The sequence below is a fragment of the Heyndrickxia shackletonii genome (assembly GCF_001420715.1).
GTDB classification, from domain to species: domain Bacteria; phylum Bacillota; class Bacilli; order Bacillales; family Bacillaceae_C; genus Margalitia; species Margalitia shackletonii.
In genome coordinates, this window is the sequence record NZ_LJJC01000015.1 from 560,201 (window position 1) to 581,385 (window position 21,185).

The following is a 21,185-nucleotide window of genomic DNA, read 5'->3' on the forward strand; positions in this document are numbered from 1 at the left end:
CAAAATAATTTTTTATTTCTATAACACGGTTTATAATAAACACAAAGGTGGGTTTTGAATATGCAATCACTTGATCGAGCAATGGGAATAATAAAAGTCCTAACTTCATACAAAGAGAACCGATTTCTTTCCATTACAGAATTAGCTAAAGAATGCAATTTACCCGTAAGTTCCATTCATCGTCTTCTGCAGGCAATGATGAAACACGAAATGATTCAACAAGATCCGGAAAGCAAACTGTATGGGCTTGGAAACGCATGGCTTGAGTATGGGCTTAAAGTGTACGATTCGATGGATTATGTTAGCATTATCAGACCTGAGTTAGAGAAATTAATGCATGCGGTTGGGGAAAGTGTGTACTTAAGCAAGCCATTAGGCATGGAGGCTCTGTTAATTGAAAGGATTGATTGTGAGCAAAATACTATCCGAATCCATGATCAGCTTGGTCTTCGGACACCAATGAATATCGGTGCTGCAAACTTAACGATGCTTGCTTTTATGACGGAAGCTCAAAGAGATCAAATTATGGACAAGTTGGTCCCAAAGGAAGACAGGATAGATTTTTTTGAACTACTAAAAAAAATAAAAAGTGATGGTTATCTAGTTCGGGAGGACGAACATACAGAAGGGATTTCTACAGTAGCTGCCCCAATTCTTAATCGATTGGGTGAAGTGGTGGGAGCCGTAAGTGTTAAGTTTATTAGTTTTCAAATGACCGATGTTAAAATGGAGTTTGTTATTAATCATGTTGTAAATGCAGGACGAAATATTTCAAAGAAAATGGGATATTATTATAGATAAGACAGGGTATACATATTTTAAAGAAATAATAAAATATCTCATAAAAATAAAGAACATAGAAGTTAGGCATCAAACCTTTATTCTATGTTCTTTTTCTTTTTTAGTTGCATTCTATACATGAAAAATACTTTCCAAAACGGATTGAGGAGTTTCGTACACATGTCCGAATTCACTTCCAGTATAGTAAAAATGAGGATTTCTCATTTCCTCCGCGATGTTTTTTTCTTTTTCTACTTCTTTTGCTAGCCGTTCAACGGGATCTGCCGGCACAAGATGTATCCCCATTCTCGTTTTTTTATATTTTACCGAAATAGAAGCAATCTGTTCTCTTTCTTTCATAATAAAGATATCATGGTCATTATTCGTGAATGCAGAGAATTCAAGTGAATTGTAGGCAACCCGAATGGTACCCTGATCTTTCTTCACGACAAATCCTCTTTCTCTAAAATAATTCTCAAAAGCATCCAAAAACTCTTGAACTTTTCGTTTTAACTCAGGAATGATTATCTCTTCGAATAGCTTGTGATTATTTTTTTTTAAATTTGCTAATTCCACTTGTAAATCTTCTAATTTTGTCATGGATTATCAACTCCTTATGAAGCTTGAGTGGAATCTCTAAGGGACATCTAAAGATACTATAACAAACTTGAGTTCTCGCAACAAGCGGTGTCATGCACCATTAGTTTTGGTGCATGACACCGCCTTGCATTATGATTGGAATAATTCGATCCATTCACCATCCGGACCATAGAAGAAAACATATTTTGCACCACTTGGTAATGTTGTAATGGCTTCGTCCACAAATGTAACTTCGTGTTCCTTCAATCTCGCAATTTCTGCTTCAATATTATCCACGGACAATGCAAAATGATGAACCTTCCCCTCCGTCGGCAAATTTGGATTGTATCCTGAAATTAGTTCTATAATCGGTTCCTTTGTATCTTTTATGCCTAAAAAGGCTAATTTAAGAGAAGGATCAACATGATTTTGTTTTTCTATTAATTCTAATCCTACCACTCTTGTATAAAACTCAATCGTTGTGTCTATATCTTTCACTTGAATTCCTACATGTTCGAATTTTTTTATGGTCATTATATTTTCCTCCTCTAACATATCTCATGCTTCAATCTTTTCAAGTTTTAACGTTTTCTTGAGATTTTCAACTAGCTTAATAGGTGATTTAGGTAATGCATCAACCGTATCCCCGGCAATATGCGGTGTTAATGTCACGTTGTCGCATAGTAGTAATGGATGCCCCTGAGGTATAGGTTCCTGCCAGAAAACATCTATTGCTGCACCGGCAATCTGTTTATTTACAAGTGCTTCACATAGAGGTTTTTCTTCCATTACCTCAGCTCTAGATGTATTGATTAAATAGGAATCCTTTTTCATCTTTAAAATATGATTTTCCTTTATAAGTCCTTTCGTTTCTTCTGATAATCGGACATGTACAGTTACAATGGATGCTGCTTCAAACAATTCATCTAAAGAAACGAGATTTATTTCTATTCCTTCTTCTGATAATTCCTGCGATGTTACATATGGGTCAGAACCTATAACAGGAATACCCAATGCAATTAAATTTTTTGCTACGATTCTGCCAATATTGCCTAAACCTACAATTCCAACTATTTGATCCTTAACTGATTTTGTATAAGAATAGTTAGGAAAATCCTTTACCCATTTCCCCGCTTTTAACGCATGATGGCTACGGGCAATATTCCGTGTTTCACTATATATTAACCCAATCGTAAAATCAGCAACTGCTTCAGCATTACGTATAACATTTACGACTGGGATTCCCCTGCTTTTGGCAAATGCTAGATTAATATGTTCCATACCACCTCTACATGTTCCAATTACCTTTAACTGTTGAGCCGCCTCTAGAACGATTTGGGAAACTGGTGCGAAATGGACAAGTAAAAGATCTGCATCCACAATTTGCTCCAGTAATCCTTTCGGTGGAGAGACTGCTTCTGGTCCAGACCTTTCAATCTCTAATATCGCTTCTTGAAATTCCTCTTTTTTGTTTGGGCCCCAGCTTAACTTCACCACTTGATCGATAGGTGCATCCCATTGTTTAATAGCCTCTTCAAATTGATCCGCCGTTACAAATACGTCGCCTATAATAACTGCTTTCATGTATAACTCCTTCCTAACCTTGTATAGATACCGCTGCCTTTGTTTTCACTTCATCATTTGTATTCTCCATATAATTGGTGAACGCTGTTTTATATTTTTTATAGAAAAAGTAAAAAGCAAAATAAATGATCACTACAAGCGTAATTTTCGTTTTGTCCATTCGTGGTGCCTGACACCACGTATATTTTTTACAAATATAGGCACTTTATATAAAGGTTCAAATTATTATTGATTTTCATCTGGAGGTTATTTTATGCCAATGAATATGACCCAAAAATTAATTAAAAGCCATCTTGTTTCTGGAGAAATGATACCTGGAGAAGAAATTGGGCTTAAGATCGACCAGACATTAACACAGGATGCAACTGGTACTATGGTGATGCTGGAACTAGAAGCGATGGGACTGGAACGTGCAAAAACGGAAGCCTCTGCACAGTATGTAGATCACAACCTGATTCAAGTGGACAATAAAAACCCTGATGACCATTTGTTTTTACAAAGCGCTACACGCAGGTTTGGCATTTATTTTAGTAAGCCTGGTAATGGTGTTAGCCATCCGGTTCATATGCAGCGATTAGCTAAACCGGGAAAAACGCTGTTAGGTTCCGACAGTCATACCTGTGCGAATGGATGTATGGGAATGCTGGCAATGGGTGCCGGTGGCATTGATGTTGCGATGGCAATCGCCGGGCAGCCTTTTTATGTAAAAATGCCAAAGGTTTGGGGAGTAAAATTAACGGGTAAGCTTCCTGATTGGGTAAGTGCAAAGGATGTCATTTTGGAAATGCTCCGCAGGCATGGAGTAAAAGGCGGGGTCGGAAAAGTCATTGAATATTACGGACCAGGGGTTCAGACCTTAAGTGCAATGGATCGTCATGTTATTGCCAATATGGGAGCGGAATTAGGAGCAACCGGCACGGTTTTTCCTTCAGATGAAGAAATAAAACGTTTCTTAATTGAACAAGGTAGAGAAAACGATTGGTCTCCTCTTGAGGTTGATGAGGGAGCAACATACGACATAGATGAAGAATTGAACTTATCAGAGGTTGTACCTCTTATCGCAAAGCCATCAAGTCCAGGCAATGTGGTACCTGTTTCTGAAATCTCCGGTACTCCTATTTACCAATCTTATATCGGTTCATCCGCGAATCCTGGTTATCGTGATTTTGCTATTGCGGCGGAAATTGTAAAAGGGAAGCATATCGCAGACGGAATTTCCTTTGACATTAATCCGACTTCCAGACAAATGTTAACGGACTTAGTAAAGGAAAGCCATATTGCGAGCTTGCTTCAAGCTGGTGCACGTCTGCATCAAGCGGGCTGCAATGGTTGTATTGGAATGGGACAAGCACCGGCAACTGGAAGAAACAGCTTGCGCACCACTCCGCGAAATTTCCCTGGACGTTCAGGTACAAGAGAGGACAGTGTCTTTCTCTGCAGTCCGGAAACAGCAGCAGCTTCTGCATTAACAGGTGTGATTACAGACCCGAGGACAATTGGCATTCCCTATCCCAAAGTACAGGAGCCTGCCAATCCAACTATTGATGAAAAACTATTAGATGAGCCTTTGCCATACGAGAAGGCAAAAGAAGTAAAGCTACATAAAGGGCCTAATATTGCTTCTATCCCTTCAATGGATGAACTTCCGGACTCATTGGAATTGCCAATCCTGTTAAAAATGGGAGACAACATTTCAACGGATGAAATTCTTGCAGGTGGAGCAAGGGTTCTGCCTTATCGAAGTAATTTGCCAGAGATTAGTAAGTTTACTTTTGAAATAATAGATAGAACGTATTACACTCGAGCAAAAGAAACAGGCAACCACGCTATTATTGGCGGATTCAACTATGGACAAGGCTCGAGTCGAGAGCATGCAGCTCTTGCCCCAAGATATCTCGGGCTCCGTGTTGCGATAGTAAAAGACTTTGCCCGTATTCATTGGCAAAACCTTGTAAACTTTGGTGTTCTGCCTCTTACCTTTGTCAACGAAGCGGACTATGACAATTTGGAACAAGGCGATGTACTTGAACTGAAGGATATCAAATCTAAGATACAAAACGGAAATGAGATTACTATCACCGTTAAAGGAAAAAATAATGAAATAAAAGTGAAGCATTTGCTTTCATCACGCCAAATTGAAATCATGCTAAGCGGCGGATTAATCAACTGGGTGAAAGCAAATCATGTGGGGCAGAACGCATAAAAGCGTTTCATGAAATTTTATATGGAGGGATGAAAATGATCGACAGAGAAATAACCTGTAAAGCCTGTGAAGGCACAGGGATGCTTTCCGATGATGAGGGCTGGCAATATACCTGTAACGTTTGCCATGGAAAAGGTGAACTGAACGCAGATGGCAGCAGAAATCCTGCAAAGTTAATGTCGGTGGATGAGAATAATCGATTATTAGATTAATGCTTTGTGGAATGGGCGGTTTATATCCCCATTCCACTTTTTTAAGTTCTGCTGAACATCCTCCATGACGATATGTTTCTAATCTGTTTTTCTCTGTGTCTCCTCCTCCTTTTGATTCATCATCAAAAGGGTCAGGGGTTTATCAGAGCCTGTCATTAATTTATAAACATAAGAAGAAGTGATCTTATAGCCGCTTTCAATTTTCTCCGCTAAATAATTCGTTCTTTCGAATAAAATGGAACGAATATGGTTGATCTGTCTTAGGATTTTTTCTGTTAATGCCTCTTGGGTATCCAATCTGGTTAATACTTCTTTTTGAATATCTTCCTGCTTGGTAAATTGCTCAGCCATCTGTTGGTGGTTATCCAGCTGCTCGTTAATTTTTTGGGTAAGATCTTGATTGGTCGCTTCATATTGTTCCAGTCTTTTTATAATTTCTTGGGTAGACTGATTTACACTATGAATTTTCTCCATTATTTCTTGTTTTAATTGACCCTCATTTTCCAAGATACCTTGAAGCTTGTTATTCTCCTCATCTAATTTTATCAACCAGTCCATCACATGGCTTTCAAATTCCTTTTGCATGTGATGATTCTCACGCAGGTCCTTCAGTTGGTTTCCGATTTCATTCCACTGATTTATTTGATTTGTCTCCTGTCGTTGATGATTTTCACTCAGTTTCTTCAACTGATTACCAATATCGTTCCACTGATTTATTTGGTTAGTTTCCTGTTGTTGATGGAGATTTTTTAGATCGTAAAAGGAGTGGAGCAAAGATTCGTAGGCTTCTTTTTGTCCTTTGATTAGTACTGTTAGATAATCTGTCTTAGCAAAATCTTGATTTGATTCTTGAATGTTTCCTGGATTATGAAAAACCTCTGGGTGATCATTCTTATTAATAAATAATCCCACCTAAGTCTACACCTCCCTCCCCATAAGCATGTAATATTTTATGCGGCTCGCCTAAGATACGGGACATTAAGACTGAGGATTTCATGTGATTGAAATAATACCATTTAGAGGAGAATGCAAGGAATTTCAAAAGTGAGGGGGAGTTTCTAAAGGACATTTCCCTTCATTCGAATCTAATAATGTCCTTTAGAACTTTTCCGTGGTACGTACACTTGCGGGTTATTTCCTAAGAACTCTACTGTTAGTTCATTTCGGTAATTGTGAACCTGTACATAAGAGGATGTTTAGGGTCAAAGGGACTGGAAAATGGTGGCGAACACGGATATTTATTATCGCCTTAGTCTTATATATATTCTTATTAATTTTTTCTCTTATGACTTATGGTTTGCGAAACGTGCTTTTGCTGTACATTAGCACCATGGTAGGATTTTCGATGTTTTCTATTTTATTTCAATATGGAAAGATAGGGAAAATAGGAATTTCGATTGCGGATACATTTATCCCTTGGGAGAATATAGAAAGCTGCAAATTGGAATGGCTCCCAAACACAAATTTTTTCTATCCAAATGGAGAATTAACGCTAACTACTTACTCTCAACAAAAATACGTAATCATAGTAGAAAAAAAGATGAAAAGCCGATTGGCAAGCTTCTTGAAAAAAATACTCTTGGTACACCGATTACGACCCAAAAATAACAAGGGAGGTTCCAAATCTGGAAACCTCCCTTCTTCATTATTGAGCAGTATAACCTCCATCAACTAAAAGGCTTGTACCATTTACAAAGGATGAGTCATCACTTGCTAAAAAGAGAACTGCCTTTGCAATTTCTTCTGGTTTACCTAGTCTTCCTTGCGGATGTAAGGATGCAAGATATTCTTTCGTTTTTGGATCTACTTTAGTAAGTAATGGTGTATCGATATAGCCTGGACATACAGCATTTACTCGAATACCTTCTTTGGCATATGCTGTACATAAGTTTTGGGTTAATAACTTCACACCGCCTTTTGCTGCGGAGTATGCAGTCGGATTAGGTAAAGATACATGGCTGTGGATAGAACCGGCGTTAACGATGACACCGCCATTTCCTTGTTTCAAAAATTGTTCAATTGCGTATTTATCGGATAAAAATACGCCTGATAAGTTAATTTCAATGGTTCTTTTCCACTTTTCATAGGTTAATTCATGTGCTGGAGCATCATCAGCAACTCCTGCATTGGCATACAAGATATCAAGCTTTCCATAATGGTTAACTGTTTCGGATACCATATGTTTAACATCTTCTTCACTAGTAACATCTGTTTTAATGAATAAAGTATCGTATCCCTTTGCATTCAATTCATCTGATAATTGCTTGCCGCGTTCGGAAAAATCAGCGATTACCACCTTTGCCCCTTCTTCCGCAAACAGACGAACGGATGCTTCGCCAATGCCGCTTGCTCCACCTGTAACGATTGCTACTTTATTATCTAGTTTCATCTTGTATCGCTCCTTTTAGTTCATATTTTTCCCAAAGTACTATTATCTAGCTGTTGCACCGCCATCAATGACAAATTCTGATCCAGTTGTAAAAGCTGATTCATCCGATGCAAGGAATAGAACGGTATTTGCAACATCTTTCACAGATCCAAGTCTTCCAAGTGGGAATAGGTCTTTTCCTAATTTCTCTTTTGAATTACCTGATACCTCTGATGCATAGTCTGCCATTCCAGTATCAATGTATCCAGGATGGATAGAGTTTACTCTAACCCCAAAAGGTGCATATTCCATTGCCGCATCTTTTGTCATAATACGGACTGCACCTTTACTTGCGCCGTATAAAACATGTCCAGGAGCACCAGTTAATCCTGCAATAGAAGATGCATTGATGACCGAACCATTATTTTGTTTCGCCATTAATGGCATGATGTGCTTCATTCCTAAAAATACTCCGGTTACATTGATGGACATTAGTCGGTTCCATTCTTCGAGTTCAATCTCAGCAACTGGTTTAATGATATATATACCTGCATTATTGAAGAGGATATCTACTTTTCCAAATGTCTTGATGGTATCATCTGCAACTTTCTTCCAATCCTCTTCCTTGCTTACGTCATGGCGAATATATAAAGCTTCTCCGCCACTGTCTTGAATGTCTTTTACAGTTTGATTACCAGATTCTTGATTTATATCTGTAATAACAATTTTTGCCCCTTCTTTAGCAAACAATAAAGCGGTTTCTTTGCCTATGCCTGTGCCCCCGCCCGTAATGATGGCAACTTTATTTTCAAGTCTCATTTTATATCACGATTCCTTTCTGTAACTTTAAGCACCACCATGTAAAAGGTGCTGTCTTAGATACTAGAGAAACGCATATCTTATTAACTCTCTCTTATCTATATCTTCATTTTACTCCCTTCATTTTCGATTACTATCCTACAAAAAGCTGTATAATAACAAGTAAGATATCCTTCATTTATAGGGTTAATTTGTTTCGAGGAGAAGAATAGTATGAAACACCTCTATGAGGAAATGACTTTTGAACAATTTATCGTATTTATTAGAAGCCATCAGAAGAAGATTGAAGAAAATATAAATATCTATTTGAATCTGGAATCTTACTTTTCGGAGCAGGATAGAAAGATAACAGGAATCGTTCTAGAATCCTTTTTTCATTTACTTATCCACCTGGATCTAAAATTGAAAGATGATGAATATAAAAAGATATTCGAAACTTGGCTGCAATCTCAAATTTCTACTATAAACGCAAAGTATTTTAACTTGTTTCTATATATTTTTGAAAAAGCTATCATGACTTTAATAGCCACTGCGAAGCAAAATACTCTTGCCATCATTATGTTTTTACTATCCATTTATTCTCATCTTATTTTCACCTTTAATAAAATAATAGATGAAACAGAGGATTTCGATAAAACACCTGATTTAGTTGAAATAAATAGATTGAAACAACTAGATAAATTAAACAAACTGTTGATTAGTTGCTCAGGAGAAAAGGATCTCCCCTTTATCCTAAAAAAGTGTGAAGAAATTTTTCATTATAAAAGATGTGTATTTTACGCATACATACCATGGTCCCAGCAGTTTTATGGTGTAATAGGGGCAGAACTTCCTAAAGTTCAAAGTATGAAAGGCCATATAGGAGCAAATATGACGACTGTTTTTCACACAAAAAAGCCAATTTTCTTAAAGGATCCTCATATCTTTGTAAAAGAAGAACATATCAAATTATTTAACCTTTCTTCTGTTATTTTTGTACCGATTGTCCATCACAATCAAGTGTATGGGTGGGTAACTTTTGATCAAATGGGAGTGGAATTTGATTGTTCAAAAGATGAGCTAATGCTGCTCGAACAGGTTGGGAAAAGAATAGGCTTATATTTATCGAGAAGCAATGATGAGGGTGTCACTGAATCTTTGGTTCATTTAACAGAACGGGAATCGATGATCCTGGATTTGCTTGCGGAAGGATATGACAATAAAAAAATGGGGGAGCTGCTGCACTTAAGTGAGCATACTGTGCGGGATTATGTGGGAAGCTTAATGACAAAGCTTCAAGCGAAGAATCGAACTCAAGTCGTTGCTTCTGCTTTTAGATTAGGATTATTAACATAAACACAATTACAAAAGAGGTGCGGTGCTATTTCTCACCTCTTTTGTATATATTTCAAAGTTATTTAACTTACCCAATTCTCTTTTGACTCTTTAATTTTCCACTCACCATTTTTGTAGTGAACTGTACCTTCTACGCCAATAGCTCCTTTTCCTGACCCATATTCTGAGCCTATTTCTACACATCTTATACAGCCCGATGACGTATTTTATAAATAATCCAGGCTACAATACTAGATGGCAAGGTAAAGAGATTTCCTTGCATATTATAGGTTAGCTGTTGATTTTCAAATGACATGTCATCAATAATTTCCTCGTTTGTTTTCTGGGTTTCAGCCTTCCTTTCCTGCATTTCTGAAATGTAATTGTATTGTAGAGGAATCATAACAATAAAATATAGAACTAATACTGATAGGATAACAATCAATGCGATATCCATCACACTTCTCCCCCTATAAAAAGGATTTATTAGTATACATACGATTAAAAAACAAATATGATTCAAAAATATATAAAGTTATTTATCTAACTTTAAACAGTAATTTCCTGACCGTGTCAGAAGTACAGTTACGAATTTATCCACTAGTGATGCCAGCCACTTTACGGTAGACATCACGTGTTATAATAGAATTGTAAGCGCTGCAGTTTGTTGTTTTTATTCAATTTTGACAGGGAAGGTGACTGATCACCATGGATCAGCAAACGGTTTTGTCCATCATGGAAGTTATGCAGGATTTGGTTCCAAAGTATACGTCCATAGCAGTGACGAATAGTCAGCAATATATATACTATCAGCCAAGTAATCAAATTGATTTAAAAATAAAACCCGGAGACAGGATTCGTGAAGGAACTGCATCATTTAAAGCTTTATCGTTCCAGGAAAAGATTACGGATTACATTGAGAAGGATGTTTTGGGCATTCCATATTTCGGTATGTCTGTACCAATATTAGATGGAGAAAGGGTTCAAGGTTGTGTGACAGCCATTTTACCGAAAAAGCCGCTCGAATTTCCACCCTCATTTTTAACGATAAAAGCGAATGATCGTTGGTATCCAGTACCCTTTAAGCAGGTAATGTTTTTAGAAGCCTTAAGCAGAAAGACCAATGTGCACTCAGAAAATCTGGTTGGTGTGCACAAGTTAAATTTAACAGAGTTAGAATTTTATCTTCCAAGCGATATGTTTATTCGATGTCACAGGTCCTATATCATTAATATTCATTATATTGCGGAAATCCATCCCGAATCTCATTCAACCTTTTTGTTGTTAATGAAAGATGGAACTAGAATACCTGTTAGTCAAACGTACTCAAGTCAATTTCGTAAGATTCTTCATTTCTGATAGAAAAGCAAAATTTTCTCGCTTATCGACGAATGGACTATTCACTGTTATGGAGCTGATGCCCGCTTATTCTAGAATAGAAAATCGGAAGAGCACTTGTAAATAGCTGCTTTCGTTTGACAAAGACAACTTTTAAACAATAAAAATGACAGTTTGTAATACTAGGTACAAACTGTTTTTTATTTTCCATCCATTTTTCTGCTTTATGTTAGAAATTTTCTGTTTAAAGCAACAATAAAGCCCTTTCATACCAAAACTAATGAATCCTTGTTCATAAATTGATAAAATTTTTAAAAAGTGAACAAAGGGTGACCTTAAATGGAAATTAATACTTCTAATTATATAAGAGACGCTCGTTTAATAGACCGGATTGTATCAGCAAAGGACGCAGCTTCCTGGATAAAAGACGGAATGACCTTAGGATTAAGCGGTTTTACAAGAGCCGGTGACGCAAAAGCAGTTCCAACAGCACTAATAGAAAGAGCAAAAGAAGAACCATTGAAGGTGAATATCTATACAGGTGCCTCCTTAGGATCCGATATTGATAAATTAATGGCTGAGGTTGGAATGGTAAACAAGCGAATCCCATTTCAAGCGGACAGTACAATGCGGAAAAGCATCAATCAAGGGGAACTGCTTTTCGTCGATCAACATTTATCCCATATGGCGGAATCTATCCGTGCAGGTGCACTTGGTCCTATTGATTACGCCATTGTAGAAGCAGTTGCGATAAGTGCTGATAGCATGATTATTCCTACCACTTCCATTGGAAATTCATCCATCTTTGTAGAAAAAGCTAAGCATATTATTGTCGAAATTAATACGGCTCAGCCACAAGGATTGGAAGGACTTCATGATATCTATGAAACAGGAAATCAAGGAGAAAGAAGTCCAATCCCATTGACGAAGGTAAGTGACCGAATCGGTACTCTAGGCATTCCCGTGGACACTGACAAAATTGTTGGAATCGTTTTCACTCATCAAATTGATTCTGCTTCCACCATTGTTCAGCCTGATGAAGAAACACAAACAATGGCGAACCATCTAATCTCTTTTTTACGAAAAGAAGTGGAAGCAGGCAGATTAACAAATAAACTAGCTCCATTGCAATCGGGGATTGGTTCTGTGGCAAATGCCGTTTTACATGGACTTATCGAATCGGAGTTTACGGACTTAGAAGTGTATTCAGAGGTTTTACAGGATGCTGTTTTTGACTTAATCGATGCTGGCAAAGTAAGTTTTGCTTCTTGTTGTTCGATTACTTTATCAGATGAAAAAATGAAACAGGTTTATTCCAATCTAGATCAATATAAAGATAAGCTCATGTTAAGACCGCAAGAAATTTCCAATCATCCCGAAATCATTCGCCGCTTAGGCCTGATCTCTATTAATACCGCTTTGGAAGTGGATATATACGGCAATATTAACTCCACACATGTCAGCGGCACCCATATGATGAACGGAATCGGCGGTTCAGGTGACTTTGCGCGAAATGCAAGACTGGCAATTTTCGTAACGAAGTCCATTGCGAAGAATGGGAATATTTCAAGCATCGTTCCTTTTGTATCCCATGTGGACCACACAGAGCATGATGTAGATGTTATTGTCACAGAACAAGGCTATGTTGATTTAAGAGGGTTGGCTCCAATTGAGCGTGTACCGCTCATTATCGAAAATTGTGCACATCCGTTATACCGTGATCAGCTTTGGGAATATTATAATGAAGCAAAAACAAGAGGCGGCCAAACTCCACATGTGTTGGAAAAAGCATTTTCATGGCATATAAATTATAAAAAGAACGGAACTATGCTGGAAAAGGCGCTGAATTAGTTAAATAAAATCGTAAGCCCGCTTCTACTATTAGCGGGCTAATGTTTTTATTGAAAGGTGAATTCCTGAATAACGGAATGTGACCGAATTTCTCCATCGAGCTCGAGAACGGGCACGGTCTGGATCTGATTGTGACCGAATTTCTCCATGGTGCATGAGAACGGGCACGATCTGGCGCTGATTGTGACCGAATTTCCCCATAGAGCTCGAGAACGGGCACGATCTGGCGCTGATTGTGACCGAATTTCCCCATAGAGCTCGAGAACGGGCACAATCAGGGAATGAATGTTCCGATATTTGATAATAAACAAAGAGTTCCTTATGTTTTCCGGCAAATAACGTACTCTGTGTCTGCTTATAATCTGGAGTCATTAAGGGATAAGGATGAAAATTTATATCTTTTTCCGAAATAACTTCCATCCCCACCACATTGTCCAAAGATAGGCCGGTCCCGAGGTAAGAGGAAGTACAATATATGCCGTCTTAAAAAAGCAACAGGTGAATACAATCCCCGCAAAGCCCCAAACCCCACTATAAAATCCACTATTTTGGAACCATGTGGAGAATGAATTCTCCGTACGCTTCATACACCAGCCATATAATGCAACCCCTGCCCAACTGCAAGCCACGGCAAAATATCCGGCTAAAAGTCCAAATGAAAAGATTGCCTCCCAAACCTTTTTCAATACACCATGATGCCTGCCTATAATTTCATTTCCGATTAACGGTAATATTGTTAGTTCGGCGGTAAGGATTAAAATCCATAATCCTAATGATATATAGAACATTGCAGCTCCGTTTTTTCTAAAATAGGAACTGCTTCCGGCTAGTCCTCCAAGCCATAGGAACATGCCGATCAGCATCAGAATATGATCTAACATCCACATTTGGGAATGCTTAAATTTATGAAGAGCTTCTTCCCCAGCATATGGGTCAACTAAGATAGGATGCAGAACAGTTCCTATTAAAATGAGAATTCCGCCAATCATAATCGATATCCCAAGCATACGATTTCCTAGCATTATGCATCTCCCCTTTTCTTTATCATCCTTTCCAAAATGGAACAGGTACAACCCAATTCCCCTGCACGACCATAAAGAACAAACCATATTATGTTACATAAACAAATCCTTTCCTTAAATAGAAAGACGGGTGTTATTCAATTGAAACCATCACCTATGTACATTTCACCATTTCAAAATTTGCAAAAATCAACAATGTCCTTCGAAGAGGTTTTTCATCATATTTTAGAGTTCATGGAGTTAAACCCAAAAGGAAAATTTAAATTAATGGTTGGCACCGATTCACAGGTTCATAAATTCCATACTATTTTTATTACAGGAATTGTTATACAGCAAGAAGGAAACGGTGTTTGGGCCTGCATCAGAAAGGTCTTGATTCCTAGAAAGATGACCCATTTGCATGAACGGATTTCCTATGAGTTATCGTTAACAGAAGAAATTGTATCTTTATTTACAGAGGATCGGAAAAATCAATTAATTAATATTGTTCTCCCTAATATTTATGAAGGGGCAGCTTTTACCATGGAGGGTCATATCGATATTGGGGCAGGCAAACGAAACAAAACAAGGGAATTTGTAAAGGAAATGGTCGCAAGAATGGAATCTATTGGAGTCGAACCGAAAATTAAGCCCAATGCTTTTGTTGCTTCCAGCTATGCAAATCGTTATACAAAATGAATAGGTACTTTTAAAAAAAGGTACCTACTACATAAGCTTTTTCTCCTCATGTCATAAAATCCTTTCGATCCATATATCCTTTTAAAGAAAATAATTGAAAATTGAGCACCTTTCCATATTTTCATAATCCATTGACATTTTCCGTTTCGTTTTTGATAATGCTAGAGTAATAATTTACAAACGAGGAGTCCTTTTTATGCAAACTGCATCAAGTAATATAAGATTAATTAGCCCTGACTATGATCCATGGGAAGCATACCTGGATGTAAAAGAACATGGGCGAATGACATTATCCAATATTGAGTTTACTACTACTACACTATGTAATATGCGCTGTGAGCACTGTGCTGTTGGCTATACCCTTCAGCCAAAGGATCCAAACGCATTGCCGCTTGAGCTCCTTATTAAAAGATTAGAGGAAATTCCTGCTTTGCGTGCAATGAGTATCACCGGCGGCGAACCAATGTTTTCAAAGAAATCTATCGAGAATTATGTGCTGCCCTTATTACAATACGCACATGAAAGAGGTGTTCGGACCCAAATCAATTCTAATTTAACCCTCGATACAGAGCGTTATTTAAAAATTTCACCTTATTTAGATGTTTTACATATATCTCACAATTGGGGAACAACGGATGAATTCATCGACATCGGATTTGCGAATGCGTTAAGGAAACCAACTCGCGAAAAACGAAAAAAATTATTCGACCAAATGATTGAGAATAGCCGAATCTTGGCAGAGGAAGGTGTCATGGTCTCTGCTGAGACAATGTTAAACAAAAGAACACTTCCCTATTTGGAGCATATCCATCATCAAGTAGTAGAAGAAATGAAATGTGCCAGACATGAAATTCACCCGATGTACCCAAGTGATTTCGCTGAGAATCTCGAAGTACTTACATTGGATGAAATGCGCGATGCCATTCATCATCTCCTCGACATTCGCTCAGAGGACGTTTGGATGTTATTTGGAACACTGCCTTTTTATCCATGCAGCGCAAACGAGGAAGACCTGAAATTGCTTCAAAGATTATATAAAAGTAAAAATGTAACGGTTCGAAATGATCCCGATGGACGCTCCCGATTAAATGTTAATATTTTTAGCGGAGATGTCATTGTTACTGATTTTGGAGATACACCACCGCTTGGGAATATCCAACATGATACGCTTCCAAACATGTTTGAAAAATGGATGGAACAACCAATTGCAAAATCACTAAACTGTCATTGTCCTTCTGTCCAGTGTCTAGGTCCTAATATTCTTGTGAAAAATAAATATTATCCACAAACAGATTTTACTGTGAGAAAATCAAGACTATAAATATGAAAAAGGAGCTTGAAATTCAAGCTCCTTTTTTCTTAATTTGCCTTTTTCAATTGTTTGCTTCGCAGCTGACCGCATGCTGCATCGATATCTGTTCCGTGCTCCTGGCGAACAACACAGTTGATTCCATTTTTCTTTAATGTATCGTAGAAAGTCAGAATGGATTCCTTTGTGCTTCGTTTGTATTGAATATGCTCACTTACAGGATTGTATGGAATCAAGTTCACATAGGCAAGATGACGTTTATCTTTTAATAGTTTGGCAAGCTGTAATGCTTCTTCTTTATGATCATTTACATCATTTAATAAAATATATTCAAATGTAATGCGTCGATTTGTTTTTTCTAAATAATAATCGATAGCAGGCATTAGTTTTTCTAATGGGTATGCACGATTTATCTTCATAATTTGCGTACGAAGTTCATTATTTGGCGCATGTAAGGAAATTGCTAAGTTTACCTGTAGATCAAGATCCGCAAATTCGTAAATTTTCGGCGCAAGACCACTTGTAGAAACCGTAATGTGACGGGCACCAATCGCAAGACCTTTTGGATTATTAACGATTTTTAAGAAATTAACTAAGTTATCGAAGTTGTCAAATGGTTCGCCAATTCCCATTACCACAATATGACTCACTCGTTCACCGTTTCCTGCTTCGTCTAAGTGTTGTTGGACCTTCATGATTTGCTCCACAATTTCTCCGCTTACAAGGTCGCGATTTTTTCTGAGAATACCGCTTGCGCAGAAGGAGCACCCTATATTACAGCCAACTTGTGTTGTCACACATACAGACAGACCATATTTTTGACGCATTAATACTGTTTCAATTAAATTTCCATCCTGTAATTGAGACAGTAATTTTACCGTTCCGTCTTTGGATTCTTGCTTTATTTGGATATTCAGTGTTTCAATATCGAAATGTTCTTCTAGTAATTGAAGACAGTCTTTATTAATATTTGTCATTTCAGAAAAGCTTGTTACACGTTTTTGATATAACCATTCCCACACTTGCGTAGCACGGAATTTCTTTTGTCCATGCTCTAAAAGCCATTCTGTAAGCTGATCTATTGTTAATCCGTAAATGGATTGCTTTGTCATTTTAAAACCTCTTTTCGACAGTTTTATTGCAATACTATCTATTTTAACATGAATCTATGATGAATTTCTATTATCTCTCAAAAGTCTATTATAACAATATTTCGCGGAAAATAAACACCCCAAATGATGATAAGATTGGATGAATGCTCCAATAAGAAAAGCCTAGGCGCTGGATCTAACGAACGGATTTCGGAGTCTCAGGTGAGACCAACGGAAACATAACTAGGCAGACATTGACCATTTAAGTTGCATGAATGGCAGTACTTTTCATAAAATTGATTATAGTATTAACCTTATTAAATAGTTGTTGCTTTTAATAAATTGTTTAAAATCCGAATTCCAGACCTAAAGAAGAAGTTTATAAGATTTACAATTATTAAAAAGCAGCTTTGTTTAAGAAAAGTGCCATTAAAAATGAAAAGAGGTCATTGCATGCGTATTATGCCTTTAGAAAAGCGAAAGATTTCATCTAGCAGAATGGTTTTAGGCTGCATGGGGTTTGGAGGCAGCTGGGATAACAGCCCAATTTCCAACGAGGATGTTTTAAAAGGAGAAAAAGCAGTTGATGCCGCTCTATCAACCGGAATTACCATGTTTGATCATGCGAATATTTACACAAGAGGTAAGGCAGAAAAAGTGTTTGGTGAAATTTTAAAATCACAGCCTGGACTTCGCGAGAAAATTGTAATTCAAAGTAAGTGCGGCATTCGCTTTCAAGATGAGCATGCTCCTGGCCGATATGATTTTTCCAAAGAGCATATTTTGAATTCCGTTGATGAAATATTATCAAGACTTGGTGTGCAATACTTAGACTTGCTATTATTGCATCGTCCAGACCCATTAATGGAGCCCGAAGAAGTTGGTGAGGCTTTTGCAAAGTTAGAGCTTTCAGGCAAAGTACGCCATTTTGGTGTTTCCAATATGAACATGGGACAAATTCAATTACTTCAGGCATACTGTGACGTTCCATTGATTGTTAATCAGCTTGAAATGAGTTTACATAAGCTTGACTGGGTGGAGCAAGGAGTATTGGTCAATCAAAAAGCAGGACTTGGCACCCGTTTTGCGGAAGGGTTAATAGAATACAGCATGGTGAGTGATATTCAAATTCAAGCGTGGTCGCCATTGGCAAGGGGTATATATACCGGGAATGAAAGCTTAAGTTTAACGGAAGCCGATATAAAAACAAAAGAATTAGTAGAAAAAATGGCACTTGAAAAAGAGACTACCCGGGAGGCAATTGTTCTCGGCTGGTTATTGCGGCATCCGGCTAAAATTCAGCCAGTGATTGGAACAACTGACCCTGAACGCATTAAAAATTGTGAAGATGCTGTTCGTCAAGCGGAGCAAATGACAAGGGAAGAATGGTATTCGTTATATGTTGCATCCCGTGGAAACGCAATGCCGTAAATTTATTCAGCCTTTTTAGAGAAAAATATAAAGCAACATACCAATAAGTAAACCAAATCACTATGCGATTTGGTTTTTCTTATTCCCTTTAGATTAGCGATTGGTGATGGTTATATATGAAATCGCCTAGTAAATCGAATCCTGCTTGACTTAACGCGCTCCCTCGAACCAATTTAATGTCACTCTCGCGTTTTTATACGTGCCCCCTCTCCCAGTCAATGTAACCCATTTTCTTTTTTATGTCAGTGCTGAAAAATGAGAGGAAAACGCTGAACTTTTTGATTGAAACGCTGAAAAAACAGATAAGAATGTTGAAGTCGAAGAGGATTGTTGAAAAAAATGAGGAGAGTGCTGAAAAATGAGTGGAAAACGCTGAACTTTTGGATTAATACGCTGAAAAAACAGATAAGAATGCTGAAGTCGAAAAGGATTGCTGATAAAAATGATGAGAGTGCTGAAAAATAAGGGAAAAACGCTGAACTTTTGGATCAAAACGCTGAAAAAATAGGTAAGAATGCTGAAGTCGAAGAGGATTGTTCAAAAAAATGAGGAGAGTGCTGAAAAATGTGAGGAAAACGCTGAACTTTTGAAAAAAATACTGAACTATTAAATAGAAATGTAAAAAAATTTAATAAGGATATCTTGTAAGAAAATAGAATAGTTTAAAAGGAATACAATGAAAGGTTGCCTTGGCCGTTTTTCGCTCCCTCCATCCAATTTATTGTGACCCTTGCATTTTTCTACGTGGCCTTTCTTCTGGTCAATGTAACCCATATTCCTTTTTAAGTTCCTTGGCTGTTTTTTCAATTTGTTATTATCATTTTAGATATAATACTTTCCGACATATCCCCATTGAATTTTTCGTACGAACGTACTAAAATTAAAACATGAATACAAAAAATAAAACAAATGAACAAAAGGAATTATCATTTATCGAAAAGGCAAGAAGAACTCAAATTGTAGAATGTACAATTGAGACTATTTCTGAATTGGGTTATGCGCAGGCATCATTAGGACAAATCGCAAAACGTGCAAATATAAGTAAGGGGATCATTTCTTATCATTTTTCAAACAAAGAGGAATTACTTGAGCAAGTAGTAATGGAATATTATTTAGCATGTCAATCTTTTATAAGCCCGCAAATAGAAGCAGAATCATCTGCCAGAGGCAAACTTATTAAGTACATCGAATCAAATTTGAATTTTGTTAATGAAAATCGAAAGCATGTATTTGCGGTTATAGAGATTGTATCTAATGAGAGAACGGAGGATGGAAAACTAAGGTTTGCTGCTGAACATGATGAAACTATATTCCTTCCAATTGAAAATATTCTTCGCATGGGGATGGAGGAAGGAATTTTCAGAGAGTTTTCTTCTCTATCAGCAAGAGTAATGGCTTTAACCATTAGGAATGCCATTGACGGATTTAGCATTGAATTAATGAGAAATCCCCAATTAAGGGTTAAGGATTATATTATAGAGTTAATGACAATCTTTGATAGGGCAACTCAAAAGATATGAATAATTTGAGGGGAATGAAAATGTTTTCTTATGACGTAATTTGTTGTAGTTGCCGGAAAGTTTTTAAAGTGTATGAAGGAACTAGAAAGTACCAATTATACAAAGAAAATAAGAAGAGTGTATTTTGTTGTGAAGACTGCAACCATAATATCCGTCTTGAAGCAATTAAATACTTTTTTAGGTATAAAGGCTGAGCATTTTGGGAACAGTCCCTTTAGTAAAATTACACACAAAAACGCATGAATCATCATATTCATGCGTTTTAACTTGCTAATTTAGATCCTATTTCTACGTGAGACCTGTTTCTTTTTAAGTTCCATATTACTCAAAAACAACTCATGACGAAACCGATAAGTCCTGTTCATTTTTTCGATTATTGGCTGCTAACATTATTTTTCCTGTGCAAAAACAGAAATAAACCAATGAAATCACTTGAACATAGATCCATATGTTTGAGACATACTCCATTTTCCATGCCCCTGTTAAAGATAAAAGAGAAGGAATCGTAAGAGTAACCCACGATTGAACAAATGCAACCTTACCTATATAAACATCTATTTTTTTATTTAGTGCCATGGATAAAAAGAATAAGAACCATAAATAAGCCCACATAGCCCATGTTAATGTGTTAATGATGTCATGATTGTGGACAAGGGATAGGATCATATAAACAACGGCTATAATAGATACCCATAGGGAAAACCACCCTAATCCACTTCCATCAATGCCAGTCAGATTAATGATTCCTACAAATAAATAAGTTAGCCCGAAGAGAAATACACAGGCCAAATTAAAAATCGTCCAATGATCTTGATCAGATACAGCGATTAAATAAATAGGAAAAATAATTTGTAGTAGCCCTACAAACAAATTGAAGACTCCTACACTCTTATTATCTGCTTTGCCAAGTAACATTAAACTATTCAAAAATAATGTTGCTCCGGATAATAATAAACCAACGTCACCCATATAGAATGCTGTGAAAAACATCGTCGTTTATCACCGCATTATTTCACCTCTCTTTATATTGTTTCTTGCGCTTGATGGGAATTTCTGAATATGGAATGAAAAAGAAAAAAGCAATTC

Annotated in this window: 22 protein-coding genes; 11 read left to right on the forward strand and 11 right to left on the reverse strand. The window is 37.1% G+C overall.

Annotated features, from left to right (window positions below):
• The first annotated feature begins 60 nt into the window (after nt 1–60).
• Complete coding sequence (locus tag AN964_RS24410; protein ID WP_055742377.1) at nt 61–801, forward strand: IclR family transcriptional regulator; 741 nt, start codon at nt 61–63, stop codon at nt 799–801.
• Between the two features lie 111 nt (nt 802–912).
• Here the strand turns inward: AN964_RS24410 and AN964_RS24415 are convergent, their stop codons facing one another.
• The 4 genes from AN964_RS24415 to AN964_RS26570 form a co-directional block, all read right to left on the reverse strand.
• Nucleotides 913–1,380: a hypothetical protein gene (locus AN964_RS24415; RefSeq protein WP_055742378.1), complete on the reverse strand. Its 468-nt coding sequence runs from the start codon at nt 1,378–1,380 to the stop codon at nt 913–915.
• Nucleotides 1,381–1,509: 129 nt separating this feature from the next.
• Nucleotides 1,510–1,893 carry a VOC family protein gene (locus tag AN964_RS24420; protein ID WP_055742379.1) on the reverse strand — a complete coding sequence of 128 codons (384 nt, stop codon included), beginning with the start codon at nt 1,891–1,893 and terminating at the stop codon, nt 1,510–1,512.
• 24 nt (nt 1,894–1,917) lie between these two features.
• Nucleotides 1,918–2,943 carry a 2-hydroxyacid dehydrogenase gene (locus AN964_RS24425; RefSeq protein WP_055742380.1) on the reverse strand — a complete coding sequence of 342 codons (1,026 nt, stop codon included), beginning with the start codon at nt 2,941–2,943 and terminating at the stop codon, nt 1,918–1,920.
• 13 nt (nt 2,944–2,956) lie between these two features.
• Nucleotides 2,957–3,103: a hypothetical protein gene (locus tag AN964_RS26570; RefSeq protein ID WP_161809319.1), complete on the reverse strand. Its 147-nt coding sequence runs from the start codon at nt 3,101–3,103 to the stop codon at nt 2,957–2,959.
• 93 nt (nt 3,104–3,196) lie between these two features.
• Between AN964_RS26570 and AN964_RS24430 the strand changes: the two genes are divergently transcribed.
• Nucleotides 3,197–5,146, forward strand: coding sequence for an aconitate hydratase (locus AN964_RS24430; protein ID WP_055742381.1), 1,950 nt, complete (start codon nt 3,197–3,199; stop codon nt 5,144–5,146).
• A gap of 35 nt (nt 5,147–5,181) precedes the next feature.
• Nucleotides 5,182–5,358 carry a hypothetical protein gene (locus tag AN964_RS26865; protein WP_163258594.1) on the forward strand — a complete coding sequence of 59 codons (177 nt, stop codon included), beginning with the start codon at nt 5,182–5,184 and terminating at the stop codon, nt 5,356–5,358.
• Nucleotides 5,359–5,436: 78 nt separating this feature from the next.
• Here AN964_RS26865 and AN964_RS24435 read toward each other — a convergent pair whose 3' ends face one another.
• Nucleotides 5,437–6,270: a hypothetical protein gene (locus AN964_RS24435; protein WP_055742382.1), complete on the reverse strand. Its 834-nt coding sequence runs from the start codon at nt 6,268–6,270 to the stop codon at nt 5,437–5,439.
• A gap of 433 nt (nt 6,271–6,703) precedes the next feature.
• Here AN964_RS24435 and AN964_RS27685 point away from each other — a divergent pair, with 433 nt between their 5' ends.
• Entirely contained in the window at nt 6,704–7,033 is a 330-nt protein-coding gene (locus AN964_RS27685; RefSeq protein WP_055742383.1) for a DUF5673 domain-containing protein, read from the forward strand.
• On the opposite strand, the gene AN964_RS24445 is transcribed toward AN964_RS27685, so the two are convergent.
• Nucleotides 7,004–7,747 (reverse strand): SDR family NAD(P)-dependent oxidoreductase, encoded by a 744-nt coding sequence (locus AN964_RS24445; RefSeq protein WP_055742384.1) that lies wholly within the window; start codon nt 7,745–7,747, stop codon nt 7,004–7,006. The two genes, AN964_RS27685 and AN964_RS24445, sit on opposite strands and share 30 nt — an antisense overlap.
• A 42-nt stretch (nt 7,748–7,789) precedes the next feature.
• On the reverse strand, nt 7,790–8,545 hold the full coding sequence (locus AN964_RS24450; RefSeq protein WP_055742385.1) for an SDR family NAD(P)-dependent oxidoreductase: 756 nt from the start codon (nt 8,543–8,545) through the stop codon (nt 7,790–7,792).
• A gap of 213 nt (nt 8,546–8,758) precedes the next feature.
• Here AN964_RS24450 and AN964_RS24455 point away from each other — a divergent pair, with 213 nt between their 5' ends.
• Nucleotides 8,759–9,880: a LuxR C-terminal-related transcriptional regulator gene (locus tag AN964_RS24455; RefSeq protein ID WP_055742386.1), complete on the forward strand. Its 1,122-nt coding sequence runs from the start codon at nt 8,759–8,761 to the stop codon at nt 9,878–9,880.
• A 184-nt stretch (nt 9,881–10,064) separates the two neighbouring features.
• Here the strand turns inward: AN964_RS24455 and AN964_RS24460 are convergent, their stop codons facing one another.
• The gene (locus AN964_RS24460) at nt 10,065–10,316 is read right to left on the reverse strand and encodes a DUF3949 domain-containing protein (protein ID WP_055742387.1); all 252 of its coding nucleotides are present in this window, start codon (nt 10,314–10,316) and stop codon (nt 10,065–10,067) included.
• 251 nt (nt 10,317–10,567) lie between these two features.
• Here AN964_RS24460 and AN964_RS24465 point away from each other — a divergent pair, with 251 nt between their 5' ends.
• Nucleotides 10,568–11,218 carry a LytTR family DNA-binding domain-containing protein gene (locus AN964_RS24465; RefSeq protein ID WP_055742388.1) on the forward strand — a complete coding sequence of 217 codons (651 nt, stop codon included), beginning with the start codon at nt 10,568–10,570 and terminating at the stop codon, nt 11,216–11,218.
• A 318-nt stretch (nt 11,219–11,536) separates the two neighbouring features.
• Nucleotides 11,537–13,048: a succinyl-CoA:acetate CoA-transferase ScpC gene (gene scpC / locus AN964_RS24470; protein WP_055742389.1), complete on the forward strand. Its 1,512-nt coding sequence runs from the start codon at nt 11,537–11,539 to the stop codon at nt 13,046–13,048.
• 392 nt (nt 13,049–13,440) lie between these two features.
• On the opposite strand, the gene AN964_RS27220 is transcribed toward scpC, so the two are convergent.
• On the reverse strand, nt 13,441–14,070 hold the full coding sequence (locus tag AN964_RS27220; protein ID WP_235950604.1) for a hypothetical protein: 630 nt from the start codon (nt 14,068–14,070) through the stop codon (nt 13,441–13,443).
• Between the two features lie 156 nt (nt 14,071–14,226).
• On the opposite strand from AN964_RS27220, the gene AN964_RS24480 reads away from it, so the two are divergent.
• A complete protein-coding gene (locus AN964_RS24480; protein ID WP_055742521.1) occupies nt 14,227–14,748 on the forward strand; it encodes a ribonuclease H-like YkuK family protein in 522 nt (173 codons plus the stop codon).
• Between the two features lie 196 nt (nt 14,749–14,944).
• Nucleotides 14,945–16,069, forward strand: coding sequence for a radical SAM/CxCxxxxC motif protein YfkAB (gene yfkAB, locus AN964_RS24485; RefSeq protein WP_055742390.1), 1,125 nt, complete (start codon nt 14,945–14,947; stop codon nt 16,067–16,069).
• Nucleotides 16,070–16,107: 38 nt separating this feature from the next.
• On the opposite strand, the gene rlmN is transcribed toward yfkAB, so the two are convergent.
• Nucleotides 16,108–17,169 (reverse strand): dual-specificity RNA methyltransferase RlmN, encoded by a 1,062-nt coding sequence (rlmN, locus tag AN964_RS24490; RefSeq protein WP_055742391.1) that lies wholly within the window; start codon nt 17,167–17,169, stop codon nt 16,108–16,110.
• A 432-nt stretch (nt 17,170–17,601) separates the two neighbouring features.
• Between rlmN and AN964_RS24495 the strand changes: the two genes are divergently transcribed.
• Together AN964_RS24495 and AN964_RS24500 are read left to right on the forward strand one after the other, a co-directional pair.
• A complete protein-coding gene (locus AN964_RS24495) occupies nt 17,602–18,579 on the forward strand; it encodes an aldo/keto reductase (RefSeq protein ID WP_055742392.1) in 978 nt (325 codons plus the stop codon).
• Nucleotides 18,580–19,466: 887 nt separating this feature from the next.
• Nucleotides 19,467–20,099, forward strand: coding sequence for a TetR/AcrR family transcriptional regulator (locus AN964_RS24500; RefSeq protein WP_055742393.1), 633 nt, complete (start codon nt 19,467–19,469; stop codon nt 20,097–20,099).
• A gap of 336 nt (nt 20,100–20,435) precedes the next feature.
• Here AN964_RS24500 and AN964_RS24505 read toward each other — a convergent pair whose 3' ends face one another.
• On the reverse strand, nt 20,436–21,068 hold the full coding sequence (locus tag AN964_RS24505) for an AmiS/UreI family transporter (RefSeq protein ID WP_055742522.1): 633 nt from the start codon (nt 21,066–21,068) through the stop codon (nt 20,436–20,438).
• Between the last annotated feature and the right edge of the window lie 117 nt (nt 21,069–21,185).